This is a genomic window from Flavobacterium sp. ARAG 55.4 (assembly GCF_051846875.1).
Classification (GTDB): Bacteria; Bacteroidota; Bacteroidia; order Flavobacteriales; family Flavobacteriaceae; genus Flavobacterium; species Flavobacterium plantiphilum.
Map to the genome: position 1 here is coordinate 67,737 of NZ_JBPYCT010000013.1, position 25,026 is coordinate 92,762.

General features: G+C 33.9%; 16 protein-coding genes. 8 read left to right on the plus strand and 8 right to left on the minus strand.

Features of this window, described 5'->3' with window-relative positions; all coding sequences use genetic code 11:
• Positions 1–7 precede the first annotated feature (7 nt).
• The 3 genes from ACSV4D_RS14445 to nadC are packed head-to-tail and all read right to left on the minus strand — an operon-like array spanning position 8 to position 2,264.
• Positions 8–439: a DUF2147 domain-containing protein gene (locus ACSV4D_RS14445; RefSeq protein ID WP_439228805.1), complete on the minus strand. Its 432-nt coding sequence runs from the start codon at positions 437–439 to the stop codon at positions 8–10.
• The gene (locus tag ACSV4D_RS14450) at positions 436–1,383 is read right to left on the minus strand and encodes a YihY/virulence factor BrkB family protein (protein WP_408079051.1); all 948 of its coding nucleotides are present in this window, start codon (positions 1,381–1,383) and stop codon (positions 436–438) included. Before ACSV4D_RS14450 ends, ACSV4D_RS14445 begins: the two co-directional genes overlap by 4 nt.
• A 20-nt stretch (positions 1,384–1,403) precedes the next feature.
• Positions 1,404–2,264 (minus strand): carboxylating nicotinate-nucleotide diphosphorylase, encoded by an 861-nt coding sequence (gene nadC, locus ACSV4D_RS14455; protein ID WP_439228806.1) that lies wholly within the window; start codon positions 2,262–2,264, stop codon positions 1,404–1,406.
• A 161-nt stretch (positions 2,265–2,425) separates the two neighbouring features.
• Between nadC and ACSV4D_RS14460 the strand changes: the two genes are divergently transcribed.
• The 7 genes from ACSV4D_RS14460 to pheT all read left to right on the plus strand — a co-directional run bounded on the left by ACSV4D_RS14460 (position 2,426) and on the right by pheT (position 14,443).
• Positions 2,426–2,887: a cupin domain-containing protein gene (locus ACSV4D_RS14460; protein WP_439228807.1), complete on the plus strand. Its 462-nt coding sequence runs from the start codon at positions 2,426–2,428 to the stop codon at positions 2,885–2,887.
• A 127-nt stretch (positions 2,888–3,014) separates the two neighbouring features.
• Positions 3,015–5,126 (plus strand): ATP-dependent DNA helicase RecG, encoded by a 2,112-nt coding sequence (recG, locus tag ACSV4D_RS14465; RefSeq protein WP_439228808.1) that lies wholly within the window; start codon positions 3,015–3,017, stop codon positions 5,124–5,126.
• 212 nt (positions 5,127–5,338) lie between these two features.
• Positions 5,339–6,406 carry an efflux RND transporter periplasmic adaptor subunit gene (locus tag ACSV4D_RS14470; RefSeq protein WP_439228809.1) on the plus strand — a complete coding sequence of 356 codons (1,068 nt, stop codon included), beginning with the start codon at positions 5,339–5,341 and terminating at the stop codon, positions 6,404–6,406.
• 98 nt (positions 6,407–6,504) lie between these two features.
• A complete protein-coding gene (locus ACSV4D_RS14475; protein WP_439228810.1) occupies positions 6,505–9,606 on the plus strand; it encodes an efflux RND transporter permease subunit in 3,102 nt (1,033 codons plus the stop codon).
• A 6-nt stretch (positions 9,607–9,612) separates the two neighbouring features.
• Entirely contained in the window at positions 9,613–10,923 is a 1,311-nt protein-coding gene (locus tag ACSV4D_RS14480) for a TolC family protein (protein WP_439228811.1), read from the plus strand.
• Between the two features lie 112 nt (positions 10,924–11,035).
• A complete protein-coding gene (locus ACSV4D_RS14485; protein ID WP_439228812.1) occupies positions 11,036–11,899 on the plus strand; it encodes a bestrophin family protein in 864 nt (287 codons plus the stop codon).
• Positions 11,900–12,022: 123 nt separating this feature from the next.
• On the plus strand, positions 12,023–14,443 hold the full coding sequence (gene pheT, locus ACSV4D_RS14490; protein ID WP_408079035.1) for a phenylalanine--tRNA ligase subunit beta: 2,421 nt from the start codon (positions 12,023–12,025) through the stop codon (positions 14,441–14,443).
• 83 nt (positions 14,444–14,526) lie between these two features.
• Here the strand turns inward: pheT and ACSV4D_RS14495 are convergent, their stop codons facing one another.
• From ACSV4D_RS14495 to rpsA, 5 genes are all read right to left on the minus strand, one after another.
• On the minus strand, positions 14,527–15,081 hold the full coding sequence (locus ACSV4D_RS14495; RefSeq protein ID WP_408079033.1) for a fasciclin domain-containing protein: 555 nt from the start codon (positions 15,079–15,081) through the stop codon (positions 14,527–14,529).
• A gap of 169 nt (positions 15,082–15,250) precedes the next feature.
• Positions 15,251–17,308 carry an OmpA family protein gene (locus ACSV4D_RS14500; protein WP_439228813.1) on the minus strand — a complete coding sequence of 686 codons (2,058 nt, stop codon included), beginning with the start codon at positions 17,306–17,308 and terminating at the stop codon, positions 15,251–15,253.
• Positions 17,309–17,318: 10 nt separating this feature from the next.
• On the minus strand, positions 17,319–18,254 hold the full coding sequence (locus ACSV4D_RS14505; protein WP_439228814.1) for a PorP/SprF family type IX secretion system membrane protein: 936 nt from the start codon (positions 18,252–18,254) through the stop codon (positions 17,319–17,321).
• A 31-nt stretch (positions 18,255–18,285) separates the two neighbouring features.
• Positions 18,286–20,445: a gliding motility-associated C-terminal domain-containing protein gene (locus tag ACSV4D_RS14510; protein WP_439228815.1), complete on the minus strand. Its 2,160-nt coding sequence runs from the start codon at positions 20,443–20,445 to the stop codon at positions 18,286–18,288.
• Between the two features lie 234 nt (positions 20,446–20,679).
• A complete protein-coding gene (gene rpsA, locus ACSV4D_RS14515) occupies positions 20,680–22,455 on the minus strand; it encodes a 30S ribosomal protein S1 (protein ID WP_408079025.1) in 1,776 nt (591 codons plus the stop codon).
• A 1,078-nt stretch (positions 22,456–23,533) separates the two neighbouring features.
• On the opposite strand from rpsA, the gene ACSV4D_RS14520 reads away from it, so the two are divergent.
• Positions 23,534–24,376, plus strand: coding sequence for a reverse transcriptase family protein (locus ACSV4D_RS14520; protein ID WP_439228816.1), 843 nt, complete (start codon positions 23,534–23,536; stop codon positions 24,374–24,376).
• The last annotated feature ends 650 nt before the right edge of the window (positions 24,377–25,026 follow it).

Sequence of the window (25,026 nt, forward strand, 5' to 3'; positions counted from 1 at the left end):
ATGAAAATTATTTTTTGACTCTTTGCCAATACTGCGTTCGTCCTAATAACGAAACCCCAATATAACCGCGAACTTTTAATTTATCAGCATTAACAAGGGTTATATAACATTGGTATAACTTTCCGTTTTTAGGATCCAATATTTTACCTGAGCCATATTCTGTCCCTTCCTGACTCAGTCCCTTTATCACAACCATTCCTAAAATAGGTTTGCCGGTATCTTCTCCTGAACATTCGTTACAAAGAATATTTCTGTGAGTCGCATCAAAAATTTCAATTACTTTTCCGTAAATTTTCCCTGATTTTTCATAAATTTCAACTACAGATATTGGTTTTCCTGTTTTGTCATCTATGGTCTTCCATTTTCCTAAAACACCTGTATTCTGGCAATAAAAAATACTGCTGACCAATAACAAAAATATTGTGATATTTTTTTTCATAATTTATTTTCCATTACTGCCTGTTTTTCATTTCTGTTTTTCAACTTTTTAATCACTTCATTGAGCTCAAAACCAAGCAATAAAATCATGCAGTTAATCCAGATGTAAAACATCACAATTAATAAAGTCCCGATAGAACCATATAATTCATTGTATTTTGCAAAACGAATTACCCAAACTCCAAAAAAATAGGAAGTCAGGATAGTAAGAATGGTTGTAAAAACAGAACCTATAGAAATAAAAGACCGCGTTTCCTGGTTTTTTGTACCAAATTTAAACAGAATCGAAGAGGTTACTAAAATCATCAAAATCAAAAAAGCATAACGCCCCATAACCATCAACGGAATTTTATCACTTAAAAAATCCCTGCTTTGAAGCTGCTGAATAAAAACCTCAAAAACAACTATCGTAGCAACAGTAACGATTAACAAAACAGCCAAAAGCAAAGACAAACCAACAGCTACCAAATACTGATGAAAAAAACCTCTTTTAACCAAAACATGTTTCGAATTTTCAAAACCTCCCAAAATAGCATTTAACCCATTCGCCATCAAAAAAACAGATAATAAAAATCCTGATGACAGTAAACCGGAATGACTATTATGAAGAATATCATTGATAATATTTTTTATTGCATAAAAAGTGTTCGGCGGAACACCATCAGCAACAAACTTCAGAAAATCATCCTGAAATCCTTCAATAGGAATAAAAGGAATCAAATTTAAAATAAATAAAGCAAATGGAAATAATGCCATAAAAAAACTAAATGCAATAGCTCCCGCTCTATTAGACAAAGCTCCTTCAGTCAGTCCAATAATGTATAATTCCAATAAATCGTAAAACGCTAATCCTTCCAGCCAATTGAGTTTTACTGTTTTAGACCAATTGACAAAATTGCGTAATACAGGGATTTTCTGAAGCTTTTCTTCTATTTCTACTGACATTCATTTCTTTTTTAAAGCAGTTATTCGATTGCTTTTAAACTCAAATCCATATTGTAAACAGAATGCGTCAACGCTCCGGAGGATATATAATCTACTCCGCATTCCGCATAATTCCGAATAGTATCTTCGTTTATATTTCCCGACGACTCAGTTAAACAGGAATCACCTATAAAAGCAACGGCTTCTCTTGTCATGTCATAATCAAAGTTATCCAACAGGATTCTGTAAACACCACCGGCTGCCACGATTTCTTTTACTTCATTTAAATCTCTGGCTTCAACAATAATTTTTAAATCGCGATTATTTTCTTTTAAATATTCTTTAGTTTTAGCTATAGCCAATGTAATTCCGCCGGAAAAATCAATGTGATTGTCTTTCAGCATAATCATATCATACAATGCAAAACGGTGATTTTCTCCACCACCTATCTTTACTGCCCATTTTTCAGCAACACGAAAACCGGGAGTTGTTTTACGGGTATCCAGAATTTTAGTATTTGTTCCTTCCAGTAATCGCGCATAATTCCTGGTCTTAGTAGCAATAGCCGACATCCGTTGCATCGAATTTAAGACCATACGTTCTGCCTTTAATATGGACTGAGAACTTCCTGAAATATAAAATACAACATCTCCAAACTTTACAGCAGCACCATCTTCTATAAAAGTTTCTATTTTTAAATCAGAATCCACATAATTAAAAATCATCTCAGCAAATGCAACTCCTGCAATAATCCCTTCGTCCTTAACCAGCAATTTGGCTTTTCCTTGCGCAGATGCCGGAATACAGGCTAATGAACTATGATCTCCATCTCCTACATCTTCTCTTATCGCATTTGCTATTAATAGTTGTAACTCGTTTTGAAATTGTGTTTCGCTAATCATTTTTACTCCAAATTTATATCTTGCTAAAGTAGGACATATTTTGTGGAATAGAAAATTTGTTTCTGTTTCACTTTAATTTATTCTGAAGCTAATTCTGTCAAAGATTTAAATATTATATTTGAAAAAAGAACCCAAATAACCCTTTTTAATTTTTTATAGAAATGTCATCTGAATCTTCTGAAAACGAAAACAACCGCATTATTGAATTAGTCTCCCAATACATTGACCTGAGTGTCACTCCATTCAACAAACCCGAAAGAACCGTGGTAAAAGTAGACAAACGCGCTCCTATGTACGGAGGAAACGGAGTGGTTTATTTATTACAGATGTTTGATGAAGGCGAACTGACTAATAACCGCATCGGCGCCTATATGGTACTTTTTAACAAAGGCGATGAAGCCGGTTTTCATACCCACGGGTCCCGAAACGAAGAAGAACTTTATATTGTCATGCACGGAGAAGGCGAATATACTGAAATGACCAAAAAAGAAGGTATTATTCGAAAAAAAACACTTAAAAAAGGAAGTATTACCGCCATGAGTGGTATCGGGTTTCATTCGCTCATCAATACTACCGATGAAGTTTTAATTGTTTTTGTTATCACCACCAATAATCCAAAATAAGATAATTATTCTAAAAAAAACTCCATTTTTTAAATTCCTAATTAAAAACTATCTTCGTCTTTCAATTTTAAAGATTGGTCTAAATTATCTTCGGTTAAATCTGCAATCTAAATTCTAAAAACAATTCATGTCTTCTAATAATCTCCTGCTTACTCCTATCGAATATTTAAAAGGCGTTGGTCCCAGCAGAGGCGAACTGCTGCGTAAGGAATTAGGAATTCATAAATATGCGGATTTACTTAATTTTTATCCTAATCGCTACATTGACAGAACCCGTTATTATAAGATTAATGAATTGCAAAACAACATTGCCGAGGTTCAGATTATTGGAAAAATAATCAATATTAAAACTGTCGAATTTGCCAAAGGCAGAAAACGTCTCGTAGCCACATTTATAGATGACACCGGACAAATGGAACTCGTCTGGTTTCAGGGGCACAAATGGGTTCGCGAATCATTGAAATTAAATGAAGCTATAGTCATTTTTGGAAAATGCACTTCGTTCAACGGTATGTACAACATGGCTCATCCTGAAATTGAATTATGGAGTGAACATCAGCAAAGTTTGCGTTCGGCTATGCAGCCCGTGTATCCTTCTACAGAAACACTAACAAACAGGGGGATTTCAAACCGCACAGTTAGTAAAATGATGCAGCAATTATTTTTAGAAACACAAGCTTTATTTTCAGAAACTTTACCTGATTACTTAATACAAAACTTGAAGTTAATCCCAAAGAACGCAGCCTTATTCAATATTCATTTTCCAAAAAGTGCCGAAGCTTTGGCGAAAGCCCAATTCCGATTAAAATTTGAAGAATTATTTTTCATTCAGCTCCAGCTAATTATGAAAAACCTGATTCAGAAACATAAAATTAAAGGGCATCCGTTTACTAAAGTAGGCGAATTTTTCAATGAATTCTACCAAAACCATCTTCCATTTGAACTTACCAATGCCCAAAAAAGGGTGATAAAAGAAATAAGAACAGATATGGGCAGCAATGCTCAAATGAATCGTTTATTACAAGGCGATGTAGGTTCAGGAAAAACCATTGTCGCTTTTATGAGCATGCTGTTGGCTATGGATAACGGATTTCAGGCCTGCCTGATGGCACCCACAGAAATATTAGCCAATCAACATTTTGCAGGACTTTCAGAATTAGCTAATAAACTGAATATAAACATAAAAATACTCACGGGCTCTACTAAAACTTCAGAAAGAAAAATCATTCATGAAGCACTGGAAAACGGGACTTTACAAATTCTTATAGGAACTCATGCGTTACTGGAAGACAAAGTAAAATTTCAAAATTTAGGTCTGGCAATTATAGATGAGCAACATCGTTTTGGCGTAGAACAGCGTTCTAAATTGTGGAAGAAAAATAATATTCCGCCACACATTTTAGTGATGACCGCTACTCCTATTCCGCGTACTTTAGCGATGAGTTTGTATGGTGATTTAGACATTTCTGTAATTGACGAATTGCCTCCGGGGCGAAAACCAATTCAGACAGTTCACCGGTATGACAGTAACCGGTTAAAAGTCTGGAAATTTATCCGGGACGAAATTGCTATTGGTCGCCAAATTTACATTGTCTATCCATTGATTCAGGAATCGGAAAAAATGGATTATAAAGACTTAATGGATGGCTACGAAAGTATTTCGAGAGATTTTCCATTACCGCAATATGCCATTTCTATTGTTCATGGCAAGATGAAGCCAGCCGATAAAGATGCCGAAATGAAACGCTTTTCCGAAGGAAAAACAAACATTATGGTAGCCACTACCGTTATCGAAGTAGGTGTAAATGTACCTAATGCATCCGTAATGATTATTGAAAGTGCCGAACGTTTTGGACTTTCTCAATTGCATCAGTTGCGTGGTCGTGTAGGACGTGGTGCCGATCAGAGTTATTGTATTTTGATGACCAGTCATAAACTAAGTGCTGACAGCAAAACCCGAATGGAAACAATGGTACGGACTAATGATGGTTTTGAAATTTCAGAAGTAGATTTAAAATTGCGTGGACCCGGAAATCTTATGGGAACCCAGCAAAGCGGCGTACTCAATCTTCAAATAGCCGATATTGTTAAAGACAGGGAAATTTTATCTCTGGCAAGAGCGCATGCTATAAAAATACTTTCTGAAGATGCTCCGTTACAAAAACCGGAACATGCTATCTTAAAAGCTGTTTATCTGGAATTGACGAAGAAAAAAAACATCTGGAACTACATTAGTTAAAACTCCCTCTTTTAAAAGTATTATTTTTATTTTTAATAATTCAAATAAACCTTTGTACAAAAAACAAGTCAAACCACCTATTGGTCAACAGCTCCAACTTATTTATTGCGGTTAAATTGTATTTAATTTACCTATTTTTATTTACCACAATTAAATAAAAATTAACTTGCAAAAAAAAACAGAATACAGCGCTTTAAAAACAAATCTTTTATATGAAAATAAAAAACTTAATCTACGCTTTATTAATCATAGGATTGGGTTCATTTGTGACCTATCGGGTTATGGAAAATAAAAATGATTCGGAAAATTCTAAAAACAAATCAAATACTAAAGGTCCGGTGAATGTTGACGGGATTATAATACAGCCACAAACTTTCGATAATAATCTTTCTTTATCCGGTTCTATTGAAGCCAATGAGCAGGTGGAAATTCGCTCAGAAGTTTCAGGAATTGTCGAAAGCATCAATTTTAAAGAAGGAAGTCAGGTAACCAAAGGGCAATTATTATTTAAAGTAAATGATTCTGAATTAAGAGCACAACTAAGTCAGACGACCACCAAAGAGACTTTAGCCGCCGAAAATGAAAGAAGAGCCAAACTTTTATTAGAAAAAGAAGCCATAAGTCAGGAAGAATATGATGTGGCCAGAGCCGAATATGCTTCTGCAAAAGCACAAAGCCAATTAATAAAAGCCCAGTTAGCGAAAACTGTTGTTAGAGCGCCATTTACAGGAAAAATAGGTTTGCGTTCTATATCTGTAGGAACTTATATTACTCCTGCTGTTTTAGTCGCAAAATTAGTCAATACGGCTAAATTAAAAATTACTTTTTCTATTCCTGAAAAGTATGCCTCTCAGGTGCAGTCGGATGCTGTTATTGATTTTACAGTTTCAGGATCTGACAAAGTGTATAAAGCTGCTATTTATGCTGTAGAGCCAGAGGTAGAAGTAGCGACCCGAACATTACAAATTCGTGCTATTGCTGACAATGCCGACGGAAAACTTTTTCCCGGTACTTTTGCCGATGTAAAATTACCTTTAGCCATTATCAAAGATGCTATTGTAGTTCCATCAGAATCCATAATTCCAGTTCAGGAAGGGAAAAAAGTATACGTTTCAAATATGGGAAAAGCCAAAGAAGTGATGGTTGAAGCAACTACAAGAACAGCTGCTGAGATTTTAATTCTTTCCGGATTAAAAGCAGGAGACACACTAATTACAAGTGGCGTAATGTCTTTAAAAGATGGTACGCCGGTGAAGGTGAAAGTGAAAGTAAAGTTATAAGTTATGAATTTAGATTATAAGTTTTAAAATCAATTCGCATTTGAAACTCATAATTCATTAATCATACTTCATAACTCATAATTTATAATTCAAAAAAAATGAGTTTATCAACTACAAGTATAAAAAGACCCGTATTAACCATTGTACTGAATCTTTTAATCATATTGTTCGGTTTTCTTGGTTATACTTTTTTGGGAGTACGGGAATTCCCTTCCATTGATCCGGCTCAGGTTTCCATAAAAACATCTTACACTGGAGCTAATTCGGATATTATTGAATCTCAAATCACCGAACCTCTTGAAAAAGCGGTAAATGCTATTGACGGAATTCGGAATATTACTTCCTCGAGCAATCAGGGAAACAGCAATATCACCATCGAATTTAATCTGGATAAAAACTTAGAAGATGCAGCAAATGATGTCCGTGACAAAGTTTCGCAGGCAGTTCGAAACCTACCTAAAGACATTGACGCTCCTCCGGTAGTTTCCAAGGCAGATGCCGATAGCGAGTCAATTATTTCTATGACTTTACAAAGTGACAGCCGCAACCAGATGGAATTAAGTGATTATGCCGAAAATGTAATTTCTCAGCGTTTAGAAACTATTCCGGGTGTTAGTGCCGTTCAGATTTGGGGACAAAAACGCTATGCGATGCGTTTATGGATCGACCCTGTAAAATTAGCCGCTTATGGTTGTACTGTTTCTGAAGTTCGTGATGCTTTAAATGCTCAGAATGTAGAATTACCATCAGGAAAACTGACCGGAAAAAATACTGAACTTACCGTAAAAACGATTGGTAATTTATCCAAAGCCGAAGAATTTAACAATATCATTATCCGAACAGACGGAGACAAAATTGTTCGTTTTAGTGACATTGGAACTGCTGAACTGGGACCTGAAAATATTGAAAGCGGATTAACATCATCAGGACTTCCAATGATTGGGATGGCTATTGTACCCATGCCGGGCGCTAATTATTTAGATATTTCAAAAGAGTTTTATAAAAAATATGAGGCGTTAAAAAAGGATTTACCTAAAGATATCAAACTCAATATTGCCTTAGACAATACTGCTTTTGTAAAAAAATCAGTATTAGAAGTAGTTGAAACACTAGGAATTTCGATTCTTTTAGTAATCATTATTATTTATCTGTTTTTCAGAGACTGGGCAATTGCTTTCAGACCTTTAATTGACATCCCTGTTTCCTTAATTGCTACTTTCTTTATTATGTGGCTGTTGGGATTTTCTATTAATGTATTAACCCTTTTGGCGATTGTTTTGGCAACAGGTTTAGTAGTCGATGACGGGATTGTAGTAACCGAAAATATTTTCAAAAAAGTAGAAGAAGGAATGTCACCAATTGAAGCGGCAATAAAAGGTTCCAACGAAATTTTCTACGCTGTAATTTCAATTTCAGTAACACTGGCAGCGGTATTTTTACCGGTAATCTTTTTAGAAGGGTTTGTGGGTCGTCTTTTCCGTGAATTTGGTGTCGTTATTGGTTCTGCTGTTTTAATTTCGGCATTTGTGTCCCTGACTTTAACCCCGATGCTGAATGCCTATTTAATGAAAGGCGGCAAACAGAAAAAATCAAAATTCTACCTTAAAACAGAACCCTATTTTGAGAAACTAAACAGCGGTTATGCCGAATCATTGTCGACTTTTATGAATAAAAAGTGGATTAGTTTTCCTATTTTGATTGTCTGTTTTGGAATGATTTATTTATTTTTCACCATACTTCCTAAAGAAACAGCTCCTTATGATGACCGAAGCTCTGTAGTAATGCGTATGACCACACCTGAGGGATCAACTTATGAATATACCAATCGTTTTATGCAGGAGATTTCACAACTGGTAGACGATTCTATTCCTGAGAAAAAAGTAAGTCTGGTACTTACTGCACCCAATTCCGGAGGTGCGGCTGCCAATTCCGGCTTTATCAGACTTTCATTAACGCAACCGGATGAAAGAGACAGATCCCAAAAAGAAATTGCTGATAAATTATCGCAATGGACTAAAAAATATCCGGACGCTAAAATATCTGTTATCCAGCAACCCACCATCTCAGTAAACAGGCGTGGTGGATTACCTATTCAGTATATCATTCAGGCACCTACATTTGAGAAACTTCGTGAAAAAATTCCATTATTTATGGAAGAAGTAGGCAACAGTGAAGTTTTCTCAATTACCGATGTAAATTTAAAATTCAATAAACCAGAACTAAATGTAGCCATTGATCGTGCAAAAGCAGAGAGTTTAGGTATTTCGATAGTTGATATTGCACAAACATTGCAGCTTTCATTAAGTGGTCAGCGTTTTGGATATTTTATTAAAAACGGAAAACAATATCAGGTAATTGGTCAGTTTGATCAGCAAGACCGTTCCAAACCATTGGATTTGACTTCTATGTTTGTCAAAAACAACAAAGGACAGCTGATTCAGATGGATAATGTGGTAAAAGTGGAAGAACAAAGCAATCCGCCACAATTGTATCATAACAATCGGTATATGTCGGCAACAGTCTCTGCAGGACTTGCGCCGGGCAAAAGTATTGGCGATGGTATTGCAGCCATGAATCAGATAAAAGCCAAAGTTTTAGACGATACCTTTACAACCGATTTGGGTGGTGAATCCAGAGATTTTGTAGAAAGCAGTTCCAATACTTCTTTTGCATTTGGATTAGCACTATTATTAATTTTCCTCATTTTAGCAGCCCAATTTGAGAGTTTCATCGATCCTTTAGTTATTATACTTACCGTACCAATGGCAGTTGCCGGAGCTTTATTTTCATTATGGCTTTTTGATCAGACCTGGAATATTTTCAGCCAGATAGGAACTATTATGTTAATTGGTTTAGTAACCAAAAACGGTATTTTGATAGTCGAATTTGCTAATCAATTACGCGAACAGGGAAAATCTAAATATGAGGCCATTATGGAAGCTTCAGAAGCGCGTTTACGTCCAATTTTGATGACGAGTTTAGCCATAGCTTTAGGAGCCTTGCCAATCGCCATGTCTCTTGGAGCTGCTTCAACCAGCAGAATTGGAATGGGAGTTGTAATTGTCGGAGGAACTATTTTTTCATTAGCATTAACCCTTTTTGTGATTCCGGCTATTTATTTTATGTGGTCCAGAGCCAGAAAACATTATCCTGAATTTGATCGTATCGAAGAATATGAGCAGGAAACTAAAAAGCATTAAAAAGATATGAAGTTAAAAAACAGCTATCAGTTACTAATTTTAATACTTCTTTCAGCAACATCACTGCGGGCACAGCAAATGCTGACGATTGAAGATGCTTTAAAAATTGCATTAGAAAACAACTACGAAATTAAAATTGCAACGAATGATTTAAAAGCAGATCAGGCTAATAATACTATTGGTAATGCAGGAATGCTTCCCACACTGACTGCAAATGTAGTGGATAACAACAACATTCAGAATCTATCCCAAATTCGCATTGACGGAACGGAAAACAGCTTAAATAATGCTAAAAACAACAGTCTGAATTACGGCGTGAGTTTAGGCTGGACGATTTTTGACGGCATGAGTATGTTTGCCAAAAGAGCGCAATTTCAGGAACTTCAAAAGTTGGGGGAATCAAAATTAAAACTGAGCATTTTAACTAAAATTGGCGATGTTTATGAAACCTATTTTGATTTAGTTCAACAACAACAGCAATTAGCCGCTTTAGATTCAACTCTTGTCATTTCCAATCAGAGATTAGCTTTAGCCGAGAATCGTTTTAGCATCGGCAAAGCTTCAAAGCTGGAGGTTTTAAATGCACAAGTTGATTTGAATACTGACAAAGTGATGTTGCTCAGACAAAAAGAATTGTTTTCCAATACTAAAACACTCTTAAATCAGATTCTGGCCAGAGATACCAAAATTGATTTTATAGTAAATGATATTTTTAACGTAGATTCAGCTTTAAAACTGGATGAATTAAGTGAGTTGGCACAAAAACAAAACCCACAATTACAAGCACAAATCATCAATAAAAGAGTTGCCGAACTGCAATTGAAACAAGTAAAATCAACCAGATACCCCACAATAAGAGTCAGCTCTGGTTATAATTTTTCTGAAACACAATCCAGTTTAGGTTTTACCACCCAATCTTCGGCAAGAGGGTTTAATTATGGTTTTAGTGCTTCACTGAATTTATTTGACGGCTTTGCCCAACATCGGAATGAAAAAATAGCTCATCTGGCGATTGATAATGCGAAATTACAAATTGAACAGCAAAATCTAAATATTGAAACGCAGCTGGCTACCGCCTTTCAAACTTATTTAACCAATTTAGAACTCATTGAACTAGAACAGACAAATCAGGCAATTGCTAAAAAAAATCTGGACATCACGCTGGACAAATTCCACATTGGAACGATTACAACATTAGAATTCCGAACCGCACAATTGAATTATGTCAATGCAACCGTTCGTTACAGCAATGCTCAGTTTCAGGCAAAATTATCCGAAATCGCTCTGAAAGAATTAGCCGGAAAACTGGATTATTAAAATATATACCCGACAAATTAAAACCTCAAATACAGCTTTTTCAAGTCGTTTTTGAGGTTTATTTATTTAAAATGCCACAATAAAAAATTAATTTTACGCTAAATTAACTGATATGATTTCATACGACCCAAAAGACTGGATTACTTTTGTGTTCCGTTTTCACAAAGCTGATACTTTCCGAAAGTTATTTCCTTTAATTCTGTTAATCGGATTTTATTCGGCGGCAGTAGCTTATCTCGAACTCGAATACTGGGACTTGCCTGAAGACAGCCGCGTAAAAAACATTTCTATAATGCACGGCATGCTGGGATTTGTTATTTCGCTTTTATTGGTTTTCCGAACCAATACTGCTTACGACCGCTGGTGGGAAGGACGTAAATTATGGGGAGCTTTAGTCAACAACAGCCGTAATTTGGCCTTAAAGCTTCATGCTATTTTAGATGATGAAAAAGACCGTGCTTTCTTTAGAAAAATCATTCCCGGTTATGCTTCTATTTTGAATAAACATTTAAAAGATGAAGAAACAAGTAAGCAATTATCAGAAGATATTATCCTGCCTGCAGATCATCATTATCACCGTCCTAATCAGGTGGCAAAAATGATGTTTATGAGAATTAATGAGCTGTATAAAAATCAAAAAATCACAGGCGACCAATTGATTATTCTGAACAGCGAAATTCAGTCTTTTACAGATATTTGTGGTGCTTGTGAACGAATTAAGAACACACCTATTCCCTATTCTTACAGTGTATTTCTTAAAAAATTTATTTTTTTCTATGTCATGACACTGCCTTTTGGTTATGTTTTTAATCTGGGGTATTTTGTCATTCCGGTAGTTGTTTTTATTTTTTATGTATTGGCGAGCTTAGAACTTATAGCCGAGGAAATTGAAGAACCATTTGGACATGATGCAAATGATTTACCTACTGCTAAAATTGCCGAAAACATAAAAAAACATGTAGAAGAATTGCTTTAGATTATATAAAAATCAATTTTGAAAATTCAAAATTACATTCATTTTAAATAACAAAAAGAGACTTTAATAACTTTGAAGCTCGGCTGACAATGTTTATATTTGCAACCTTATTAAAATTTAGAAATGAAAATATCATACAACTGGTTAAAACAATTCATTAAAACCGATTGGAATTCAGAAGAAACAGCAGCATTACTGACTGATTTAGGTCTTGAAGTAGAAGTTGTTGAAAAATATCAATCTGTCAAAGGAGGATTAGAAGGTATCGTAGTAGGACATGTACTTACTTGTGAACCACATCCCGATGCTGACAGACTAAAAGTGACCACAGTTGATGTAGGAACCGGAACTCCAATACAAGTTGTGTGTGGTGCTGCAAATGTAGCCGCCGGTCAAAAAGTACCTGTAGCTACTATTGGAACCGTATTATACGATAAAGAAGGAAATCCATTTACCATAAAAAAAGGAAAAATCCGCGGACAGGAAAGTCACGGAATGATTTGCGCTGAAGACGAATTAGGTCTAGGAGAAAGTCATGACGGAATAATGGTTTTAGATCCGGATTTGGTTCCCGGAACTCCCGCGGCAAAAGTTTTCAAAATAGAAAATGACGAAGTTTTTGAAATTGGCTTAACGCCAAATCGCGCCGATGCGATGAGCCATTTAGGTACAGCAAGAGATTTGAGAGCCGGATTATTGCAAAACGGAGTTAGCGTTGAATTAATCACACCATCAGTGAGTAATTTCAGAGTAGACATGCGTACTTTAAAAATAGATGTTAAAGTTGATGCTCCGCTTTTAGCCCCACGTTATTGTGGTGTTACCATTTCAGGAATTACGGTTAAACCTTCACCAGCATGGCTGCAGGATCGTCTGAAAGCTATTGGAATCAATCCAAAAAATAATATTGTTGATGTAACCAATTATGTTCTGCATGATTTAGGTCAGCCATTACACGCTTTTGATGCTGCAAAAATTAATGGTAAAATTCATGTAAAAACAGTTGAAGCGGGTACAAAATTCACCACTCTGGATGAAGTTGAAAGAACCCTACATGAAGAAGACCTGATGATTTGTGATGATAAAGGTCCAATGTGTATTGCAGGGGTTTTTGGCGGGCAAAATTCTGGTGTTACCAATAATACTACTGCAATTTTCTTAGAAAGTGCTTATTTTAATCCGGTCAGCATCCGAAAAACAGCCAAAAGACATCAGTTAAACACGGATGCTTCTTTTAGATTTGAAAGAGGAATTGATCCTACCATAACAGCTTATGCCTTAAAACGTGCTGCTTTATTGATTCAGGAAGTTGCCGGTGGAAACATAACTTCTGAGCTTACAGATATTTATACTAAAAAAATTGAGGATTTCACCGTCTTTTTAAATTTTGATAAAGTCACTAAAATTATTGGTCAAAAAATACCAAAAGACACTATCAAACAAATTTTAGTTTCATTAGACATAAAAGTAAACAGTGTATCAGATGCCGGATTAGGTCTTACAATCCCTGCTTACCGCGTGGATGTTCAAAGAGAAATTGATGTTATTGAAGAAATCCTGAGAGTTTACGGTTACAATAAAATTGATTTTTCAAACAAACTGAATGCGACCGTTTTTAACGCACCAAGAAACGAGGACTACAAACTTCAGAATATTGTCGGGAACCAACTGAATTCACAAGGTTTTCACGAAATGATGGCTAATTCATTGACCACAGCTTCGTATGTTCAGCTTTCTGAGATGTTAAAAGAAGAGCATAATGTAACCATGTTAAATCCGTTAAGTAATGATTTAGCTACTATGCGTCAATCCTTATTATTTTCAGGATTAGAAGCTATTGCCTATAATATTAACCGTAAAAATGCCGATTTAAGATTGTTTGAATTTGGAAAATCCTACCATAAATTTCTTTCCGGATATGAAGAACAAAAACATCTTACTTTATTTTTAACCGGTAACAAAAATCAGGAAAACTGGACTAATCCTCAAAAACCTTCAGATTTCTTTTTATTCAAAGGATATATTGATGCAGTTTTATTACGTTTAGGAATTCATAAAACACAAAACAGTCCTGTAAAATCAGATGTTTTCTCAGAAGGAATTGCTATAGGTACCGGTCATAATGTATTGGTAGAATTTGGTGTTGTAAAAAAATCAATCCTAAAACACTTTGGAATCAAACAAGAGGTTTTTTATGCTGATTTTAACTGGGAAACTGTTTTAAAAACAATTCCAAACAAAATCAGATACAGCGAAATCACTAAATATCCTGAAGTGCGAAGAGATTTAGCCTTGCTTCTCGATCAAAGTGTAAGTTACGACAGTATTTATGCTATTGCCAGACAAACAGAAAAAAGTCTGTTGAAAGATATTAATCTCTTTGATGTTTACGAAGGTAAAAACTTGCCGGAAGGAAAAAAATCATACGCTTTAAGCTTTATCCTTCAGGATGATTCAAAAACACTTACTGATGCTCAGATTGATAAAATCATGGGCAAATTACAAAAGAATTTTGAAACAGAACTGGGAGCCAGTTTGAGATAAAAATAAAATACCGGAATATCAAAAAACCCATTTGCCGCGGCAAATGGGTTTTTCTTTTTAACAATTAATCTATTAACAAACAACTATGATTTTGGTAACAAAACAGCATTTACAACATGAATTACACCATTAGATTGATTTACATCAGCAATTGTAACCTGAGACATTCCTCCTTTTTCATCGGTAACATATAATTTTTTTCCTTTCATCCAGGCTGTCAAAGTTCCGCCACTTACTGTTTTCAGAGTCGCTTTTCCATTTCCGGCTTTAATTGCTTTTGCAATATCTGATGCATTCATTTTTCCCGCTACTACGTGATAAGTTAAAATGGTTTGCAACATTTTTTTGTTTTCCGGTTTTAATAAAGTTTCCACTGTTCCTTTTGGTAATTTATCAAAAGCGGCGTTTGTTGGGGCAAAAACGGTGAACGGTCCTTTTCCTTGTAAAGTTTCTACTAAATCGGCTGCTTTTACTGCTGCAACTAATGTAGTATGATCTTTAGAGTTAACAGCATTTTCAATAATATTTTTAGTTGGATACATTGGAGCTCCACCAACCGTTACTGTTTTCTGAGCGAACGAAGTGGCTCCAAATACTAATGCAAAAAATGCTACTGATAAAAATTTTCTGGTTTTCATAATGATACTTTTTTTAAAGTTATATAAAAGCATTTACGGTAATAGATTCGATTTGGTTTTAAAAAAAACAAAAAAAATATAAGCTGCTTATTTTTAAATCATTAAAAACAATATAAAATAAAAAATGAGGTTCTGTGAACCTCATTTTACTCTCTTTTTTAAATCCTGTTTATAAATTCTTAATCACAAACTCACTTCTACGATTCAATTCGTGTTGTTCTTCGGAGCAGGATTCACTTGGCTGGCATTTTATAATCTGAACGGTTTCTCCATAGCCTTTTGCAAAAATTCGCTTGGCAGGAATACCTTGACTTAAAAAATAATCTCTGGTAGAATTAGCCCTTTTGGCTGATAAATCTAAATTGTATTTATCATTTCCGCGATTATCGGTGTGAGAACCTATTTCGACTACCATTTCCGGATATTTTTTCATCAAATCAATTACTTTATTCAAAATTGGTTTTGATTCTTTTCTAATATACCATAAATCATAATCAAAATAAATGGGATCCGTTTTAATCAATAAACGCTCTTTGTCTTTAACAATATCTTTTTCGGCAGTAACAATAGCGGCAATCTTCTCTTTTTTTCTGATTTCAGCTTCTGAAACTGCTTTTTTAGCTGCAGTTTCTTTTTCAATTTTAGCTTTTTCTGCTTGGATTGCGGCTTCTTTTTTAACAGCTTCAGGAGATTTTAAAGCCATTGAAGCATCATTGATTTTCTTTCTGTCTTTATACAATTTTAAGAACTTAGAAGCTTTTGTATAATCCACTTTAGAAGCGTGTACAGCATAACTTTTTTCACAATCTACTGAAAAAGAAAAACGCCCGTCGGCAGTAGTTATCACTGTTTCAATTTCTTTATCACTTATATCCTTTAAACTCACTATAGCTTTATTCAGCGGAAGTTTCGTATCGGTATCGGTAATAATTCCTGATATATACTGCATGCAATTTTCGACTACTAAAGGCTGAATTTCACTAATTTCATAAATATCATCAGCTCCTTTTCCTCCTTTCCGGTTCGAAGCAAAATAACCATGTTGTTTATCGGAATCAATTACAAATGAAAAATCATCATAACCTGAATTTACCGGTAAACCAATATTTAAAGGTGTAGTGAATTCGTTATTTTTCATCGCAGAAACAAAAATATCCATGAAGCCGTATCCTGCATGACCGTTTGACGAAAAATAGAGTTTATTATCCTTTGAAATAAACGGAAACTGTTCTTTTTTATCCGTATTAATTTTGGATCCAAGATTTTTAGGGGTTCCATAATCTGAACCTAAAATAGCTACACTGTAAATATCGAAAGAACCTAAAGAACCCGGCATATCTGAAGCAAAATACAAGGTTTTTTCATCCGGACTTAAAGCAGGATGTTCCACTGAATAATTATCACTATTAAAAGGTAAAGCGGTTATATTTCGCCATTTTCCATCAATCAATTCAGCTCTGAAAATTTGAAGAACAGAAACTTTATCTTCGTTTTTAACTCTTGCACCGTCTTTAGAATTATTACGTGTAAAATATACTGTTTTTCCGTTTTTTGTAAAAACAGCATTCGATTCGTGCAAAGGAGAATCTAATTCGACAGCAAACTTTTTAATAGAATCAACATTCACATTTTTAAGTGAAACCGACATGATATCTAAGTAACTCTCATTATTCCATTTGTACACTTTTTCAAAAGTAAAAGGCTTTCGTTTTACAGCTGAGAAGACAAGTTTATTTCCTAAAGGAACAGCACCAAATTCTGAATTTGGCGTATTGATATTCATGTTTTTAATAGCAAACCGATTACCTAAAGCCGAGATATTTTCTAAAATTAAATTTTCTTTTTCAAGATTCTCAATTGCTTTTTGGTTATTGGTACTCAAATAATAATCACGTAATACTTTATTGGCTTCGTCATAATTTCCGGATGCTTTTAAAGTCTGCGAATATTTAAAATAATATTCAGCGTCAGCTGCTTCGGGAAATCTGGAAATCAAAAAACGATACTGTCGCTGAGCATTCGCATAATCACTCGTATAATAATAGCTGTCGGCTAAGTTTTTTACCACTTCTAAAGAGCGGTTCCTCTCTATAATTCTTTCATACACCGGAATAGCCTCGCTATAGTATGTTCTGTCAAATAAGCGTTTGGCTCTTTGTAAATCCTGTGTTTGCGCCTGAGTAAATTGTAATGTAAATACAATTAAAATAAAGTATATTCTTTTCATTGCTGTCATATTAAAAGAATCTAGGTGATTTATCATATCCTTTCCCTAAAAGATCGATATTAAACAAAACAAAAACTTCATGAGTCCCGGAATTGAACTGCCCTAAATTAGAAGTCGTATAGTCGTAAGCATAACCAACATTGATAGTTGGGGAAACTTTAATACTCATCAAAGCACTCACCGAATCATCAAATCGATACGAAGCACCCAATTCAAATTTTTCATTAAACAATACATTGGCAGAAACATCTAAAGAAATTGCTGAACCGGCCACAATTTTAGACATAAATGCCGGCTTCAATTTAAAAGTATCGGATAAGTCAAAAACATAACCTCCGGTAAAAAACATGTGAATTTTTTCGGAACCAAAAGCATTGATTCCGGCACGTTCTTCGATGTGTTTAGAAGAAAGTAGATTTGGTGCTGACAAACCTAAATAATAATGATCTGTAAAGTAATAAGCTCCTACGCCTATGTTAGGAAATACATTATTTATATTTTCTTCAAAAGCGGGATCTGTTGACGAGCCACCACTTTCAAATTGAAATCCGTTAAAATTAGTTTTAAAGGAAGTGAAACCCGCTTTCAATCCTAAAGATAATTTGGCTGTAGCATTCAAATCTAAAACATAGGCAAAATCAGCATAAAAATTATCTTCTTTTTTTGCTCCGTCACCAATATCGTCAGAGATTAATGAAAAGCCCATTTCTACTTTTTTAGTTAAAGAAGTATGCCCAAAAAAATTGAAGGTTTTAGGAGCTCCTTCTATTCCTGCCCATTGCGAACGATATAAAACACCAAAATCTAACATTGCCTGCGTACCGGTTGCATAAGCCGGATTGACAATATTCATATTGTACATATAATGAGTGTATTCAGGATCTTGTTGGGCTGATGCTTTTATTATGATTAATAAAAAGCTTATAATAAGTATTTTTCTTTTCATTAGAAATTTAATTTTAGTGTAACAAAATCAACTATCGGTTTAAGTATAGTCTCCCCTGAGCTGGTTTTTTATTTCCTTTATTAAAATGAAGAATATAAAAGTAAACTCCGTTTGGAGCTACACCATCAATTCCTATTTTGTAATCTGAATTTCTACCATCCCAGGCCGGTTTATTTTTATTCCCTTTGAAAAGTATATTACCATATCTGTTAAAAATTTCTAATGAAAAATCAGGATACAAGAATTCAATTTGAGGTATTCTAAAAGTATCATTCACAGTATCTCCATTTGGCGAAAAACCATCCGGAATAAAAACAATACACTTGTCAAGCGTAAATGAAGCAGTGTTATTATCTACCACAATAGCACTACAACCGTTTGAATCATCGATTAAAGAATTAAGAGTAAAATTTGTAGTTCCAATATTTACTAAAACGGACATTGGTATAATAAAACTCGCTTTTCCTGAATTAACTTCTGCACTAATTGTTTGATTTTCAGATACATTTGCTCCTGTTAACGAATAATCAAAAGTAAGATTAGTTACATCTCCTAAACCGGATAACTCAACCACCGTATCGCCTTCTAAACATTCATTCTTTATATCTAAAGAAATTCCTGAGACATCAGGCGTAGCATTAATTATAAACCCTTTTGATAAAGTGGCTGTATTATAACAAGAAGTTGTTAAATTAATGATATTATTAATTGTAAATACAATATTAGTACCTACATTGGTAAGTAAATTTGCAGGTATAGAAAATGAAGCTGTTCCATTTACAGCAGTGAATTCTAAAGCCTGATTACTAGCTACATTATCGCCGGATAAACTATAAACTATTCTGTAATTTCCATTGGCTAAATTAGTGTTTCCTGAAATTTCAACTTCAGCATCATATCCACTACAAACCGGATTAATTGTTAGAGTTGCATCATTAATTCGTGGTAATGGAGAAATGGATAAAACATCTGAAATAACTCCAATTATATTATTACAAATGCCCGAAGACGATGTTTTTACAATGTTTTTAATTGTAAAAGTATAATTAGCTACGGCGGGAAGATTTAAACGATCAACATCAAAAACAAAAGTTCCGCTTATAAAATTCCCATTAACTGTAATGTTTTTTGTAGTACTGCCATTGTTTATAGAATAAGTTACATTATAATTCCCATCAGGAATAGGTTGAGGCCCTTTGGTTAAAGTTGCTGAATAAGTGGCAGATGTTATTTCGTCTTCACAAATATCCGAATTCACCACTAAAGTACTTCCTGTAAAATCCAATGGATCTTCAATTATAATTTGAACTGTCGATTGTGAATTCGTGCAAATAGGATTTGAAGATAAAACAGTATATCTAAAACTATAAGTACCTGCACCTAATGTATTATAGATACGTGTTACATCAATTATATTATCAACAGAATTTGACAATTCACTTGTTCCCGACAGCTCTGTCCATCTTCCACCCGCATCTTCATTAGCTAATCGTTCATTCAAATTTAAATTACTATAGACTGTTAAGTCATCCGTACTACATACTCTTAAATGCGTAGGACTCCCCGATACTGGTTTACGAAATACCGAAACAGAAACAGTAGCTGATTGTTCCGGACATGTATCCAAAGCCGGAATCGTATAGGTATATGAATAAGTGCCTGTACCTAAAACTTTTGGATTAATAATATTTCCTGACAATGTAGCCGGAGTATTATTAGCAGTCCACCTACCATTTTGCTGCGGAGCTAATTGTGTTCCGTCAAAAGCCTGAAATAAATTGAACGACTCTACATCATCACAAGTAGTAATATTAGGACTTGGAACCCCGGCATAAGGTCCAATTGTAACAATAACTGTGGCTTGATTATTCGTACAGCCTGAAGGATCCTGAACATAGGTATAACTGTAAATACCGCTGTTTCTGAGCGACTGAGCATCCAATATTCCGTTAAAGGTATTATCTCCAAGCGGTTTTGAATTATCTATCCAGGTTCCGTCCGGTATCGGACTTCCACCTAACAGATTAAAAAGATTAATACTTTTATTAACGGGATCCTGAATATTACAAATGGTGACCGTGGCATCTTCACCTGCACATTGCGAATAACTGTTTGTGGATAAAAGGCACAAAAAAAGAAAAGAACATTTTATAAAACTGGTTTTTATAAAAGAAAGTAGTTTTACTATCATACAGTACTTTTTAGGTTAAATTTGGAGTAAAGTAAGCGAATGTAAGAAATAAAGCAGTAAGAATATCAAAAAAAATCGACAAAATACATTAAAGCATTCTACATTTTATTTAGACAAAACTGCTTTTAAAATAAACTATAGCTTTTTATATTTTTAAAATTAAGTAAAAAATATTTCAAAAAAAAAAAGGTCCCGCAATTTGCGGGACCTTTAAATTATAAAAAAGTTTGAGAATTATTTTTTCTCAGATTTTTCCATTTTAGCTTTCAAAGCAGCTAATACATCATTGTTATCTCCTAAAGTTGCAGCTGGTGCATTAGTAGAAGCATTTGAAGTATTTTCAGTTGCAGCTTTCACGTTTTTCTCTTCTTCTTCACGGAAGATAGCTGTGTGAGAAGCAACTACTCTTTTGAATTCTTTGTTGAATTCGATTACTTTGAAATCTGCAGATTCTCCTTTTTTCAATTTCTTACCGTCTTCTTTTTCAAGGTGACGAGTAGGAATGAAAGCAACGATATCATCTCCAAATTCTACAGTAGCTCCTTTGTCAACGATTTCAGAGATTTCTCCGTTGTGGATAGTTCCAACAGCGAATGAATCCTCATACTGATCCCAAGGATTAGCAGTAGTTTGTTTGTGACCTAAAGATAATTTACGTCCTTCAACATCTAACTCTAATACAACTACGTCTAATTTTTCACCAACGTTTACAAATTCAGATGGGTGTTTGATTTTCTTAGTCCAGGATAAGTCAGAGATATAGATTAATCCATCAATTCCTTCTTCTAATTCTACGAAAATACCAAAGTTTGTAAAGTTTCTAACGATACCTGTATGTTTAGAACCTACTGGGTATTTAGAAGTGATATCAGTCCATGGATCTTGAGATAATTGTTTGATACCTAATGACATCTTACGATCGTCTCTGTCTAAAGTTAAGATTTGAGCCTCAACAACATCACCTACTTTTACGAAATCTTGAGCAGAACGTAAATGAGTAGACCACGACATTTCAGAAACGTGGATTAAACCTTCAACACCTTCAGCAACTTCGATAAATGCTCCGTAATCAGCAATAACAACTACTTTACCTTTTACTTTATCACCTACAGTTAAGTTAGCATCTAATGCATCCCATGGGTGAGCGTTTAATTGTTTCAATCCTAATTGAATTCTTGTTTTCTCATCATCGAAATCAAGGATTACAACATTTAATTTTTGGTCTAATTCAAGAACTTCAGATGGGTGGTTGATTCTTGACCAAGAAAGGTCAGTAATGTGGATTAATCCGTCAACACCACCTAAGTCAATAAACACACCGTAAGAAGTAATGTTTTTAACAACACCTTCTAATACTTGTCCTTTTTGTAATTGACCGATGATTTCTTTTTTCTGTACTTCAATATCAGCCTCGATAAGCGCTTTGTGAGATACAACAACATTTTTGAATTCGTGGTTGATTTTTACCACTTTGAATTCCATAGTTTTATTTACATAAACATCGTAGTCTCTAATTGGCTTAACGTCAATTTGAGATCCTGGTAAGAACGCTTCAATTCCAAAAACGTCAACGATCATACCACCTTTAGTTCTACATTTAACGAAACCATTAACGATTTCTCCAGTTTCATTAGCAGCAATAACTCTATCCCAAGACTTGATAGTACGTGCTTTACGGTGAGACAATACTAATTGACCTGTTTTATCCTCACGGATGTCGATTAATACTTCAACCTTGTCACCTACTTTTAAGTTTGGATTGTAACGGAATTCATTTAAAGAAATAACACCTTCAGATTTAGCATTGATATCAACGATAACGTCTCTATCTGTAATTCTAACTACAACTCCTTCAACTACTTCTTCCTGATCTGTAGAAATGAAAGTTTTAGATACTAGTTCTTCAAACTCTTGTAAGTTTTTTTCATCTACTGCATCAATACCTTCTTCAAAGTTGTGCCAGTTAAAATTTGCTAAAAACTCTTCTTGTGATTTAATTTGTTCAGACATATGTTCTGATAAAAAATTTGTATTCTGTGTTCGCTCGAGCTTCTTAATGTGATAGCAAACAACAGAAGTTGTTTGTATAATTAGTTGATACCTAAAGGAAACTCTTATTCACCAAAAGGTGCGCAAAATTAATTCTTTTTTACGAAACTACAAAACAAATCCCGCTGATAATCATCACAAAAGTAAAATAATAACTTTAATATTGATTTTGAAGGTTTTAGAAGCACAACTATTGATTTCCATAAGCACTTCCCTCCTGCTGTCCGTTCTATCTCTTGTCTCGTCTTTTAGGACGAGACAAGAGGATGCCACTTCCATCAGGGCTATTTAGTTCGTTTTGTTTTTATAATAACTTTTGTAAAGATATTTTGATATATTTGAGAAATAAATAAAACGAAACATAACTTCGCCAATCTACCCAAAATGAGGTGTATTAACGAAGTCTTATTTCGCTTATATACTAGTTGGTAGCAAGCTTACAGCAAACGTGGAAAAAACTGTTAACAACTTTCTCTTTTTTATTATTGACTTTCTTACTTTTTTAAAATAAATTTGCATTATTATGTTCTTTGAGATATGCTTTTTTGACACCCTGTTAGAATTGTTTTTTAAAGTGTATTAAGTTACACAACCTTTTAAGGTCCAGTTCCGAGATTATTCAACTACCCTCACATCTAGTGAAGTACTGAATAGTATAGAAGCTAATTAGTTATATTTTTTTATGTAACAGGAATTTATTTGGGATGAAAATGAACTACGACTAGAATTTTAATTACGGGTACATTGAAATGTAACAGGCAATAGTGCCTAATTAAAATTACATTACAATGAAAAAAAAGAAGAAAAGCAGTGTTTTGCGTAAAGTGAAACATCAAGTTCAAAATGAGAACCGTAGTTCGTTCTCGGAGAAAGTTAAAACTAGTAGTTTAGTTGCTAACTGGATTAAAAGAATAAAAGAAAAACCAACGGATATATTCGTATTGTCTAACAGGTTATATAATTTATTCCGTATTTTCCAAAAACTTAATGACCATTTTAATCTATTCTAACCGACATCCTAAATTATTTTCTCTCCAAAATGAGTATTAAAACAGTAAAACATCTCGCATTCATTCTAAAGCTAAATGCTGAGGAATTACTGCATTTGTCAAATACTGCTGACAATTATTATTATACAAAAAGCGAACCTAAATTAGATAAAGAAAAGAATCCCAAATTTAAAAAAGGCAAGCAACTTTTTAGAACATTAAATCCAAGCATTAATGAACTAAAAATAGTTCAATCAAGAATTCAAAAAAATATAATTGCTAAAATTAAACTTCCTGAATATGCTTTTGGTGCTGTTAAAGGGAAAGATAATGTACAAAATGCTCTAATTCATAGAGGTAAAAAGTATAATTTTACAACTGATTTGTCAAATTATTTCCCATCGATATTTAATAAGCAAGTATATGAAATGTTCATTTACAACAACTTTTCACCTACCGTCTCAAGGATTTTAACAAAACTTACTACATATCAAGGAAGATTGCCACAAGGCGCACCAACTTCACCAACAATTTCTAATCTTGTATTTGTTAAAACTGGTATGAAATTACAAGCTTTAGCAGAAAAAAATAATCTAACTTTTTCTTCATTTATAGACGACTTAACTTTTTCTTCAAAAGATGACTTTAAAAATATAATTCCTCAAATTATAGAAATTATCATAAATGACAATTTTATTATAAGTCATCAAAAAACTTTTTATAAAACTTATAGACCAACAGTTACTGGTGTTGTTGTTACAAATAATTATCTTTTTTTGACCGAAAAATTCAAAGAGAAACTTATGAATTTAGAACATAAAACTCCAGAACAAATATCTGGTTTGAAAAATTACGCAAGAAAAGTTAAAAATGCTAATCTGAAAACTAAATAAAAAGCCAGCTACCAACACTTGCTACAAGAGATTTGGGCATTTGGCTTAATTGAAAAATGGTTTTGTATTTGGGATGTTTTGGCAAATCCGAAAATAAGGCTTAATTTACCCTCAACGATGAGCAACTTTGTCGAGTTACTAAATGAGATTGCTTCGTCCCTCGAAATGACAATCTTGTAGCTAAAAATACTTTAACACGATAGCGAAAAAGTTCTTTCCGAGCCTGCAACAATAAACAAGCAAGCCACATTCAAATATTTTAATCCACTTAATACAAAGCTTCCTTTGTCAGTATGAAAAATTTGTGACTAAAAGTTAGTACAAATTGTACCTATTTATATTTCAATCTTATCATCACTCAAAGAACCACCGAAGAATAAAAATTTAAATTCGATTAAATATTAAAAATTACTTTATTCGATTTACATTAATTCTTACAAAAAAAACTTATCTGCTTTTTAAAAAAGTTTTTTTCATTTGTAAGAATTTTGCTTTATCTCTATTTTTTAATCATTTTTTTTAAGAAAAATACTAATTCAGCAAAAAAAATCAATAAAAAACGATTTTTTATCACAAAAAATCAACACTGAAAAATAATGGTCTTTTTTTAATAAACCGGCATTCCTATTTCAAAAATTTACGTAAAGACG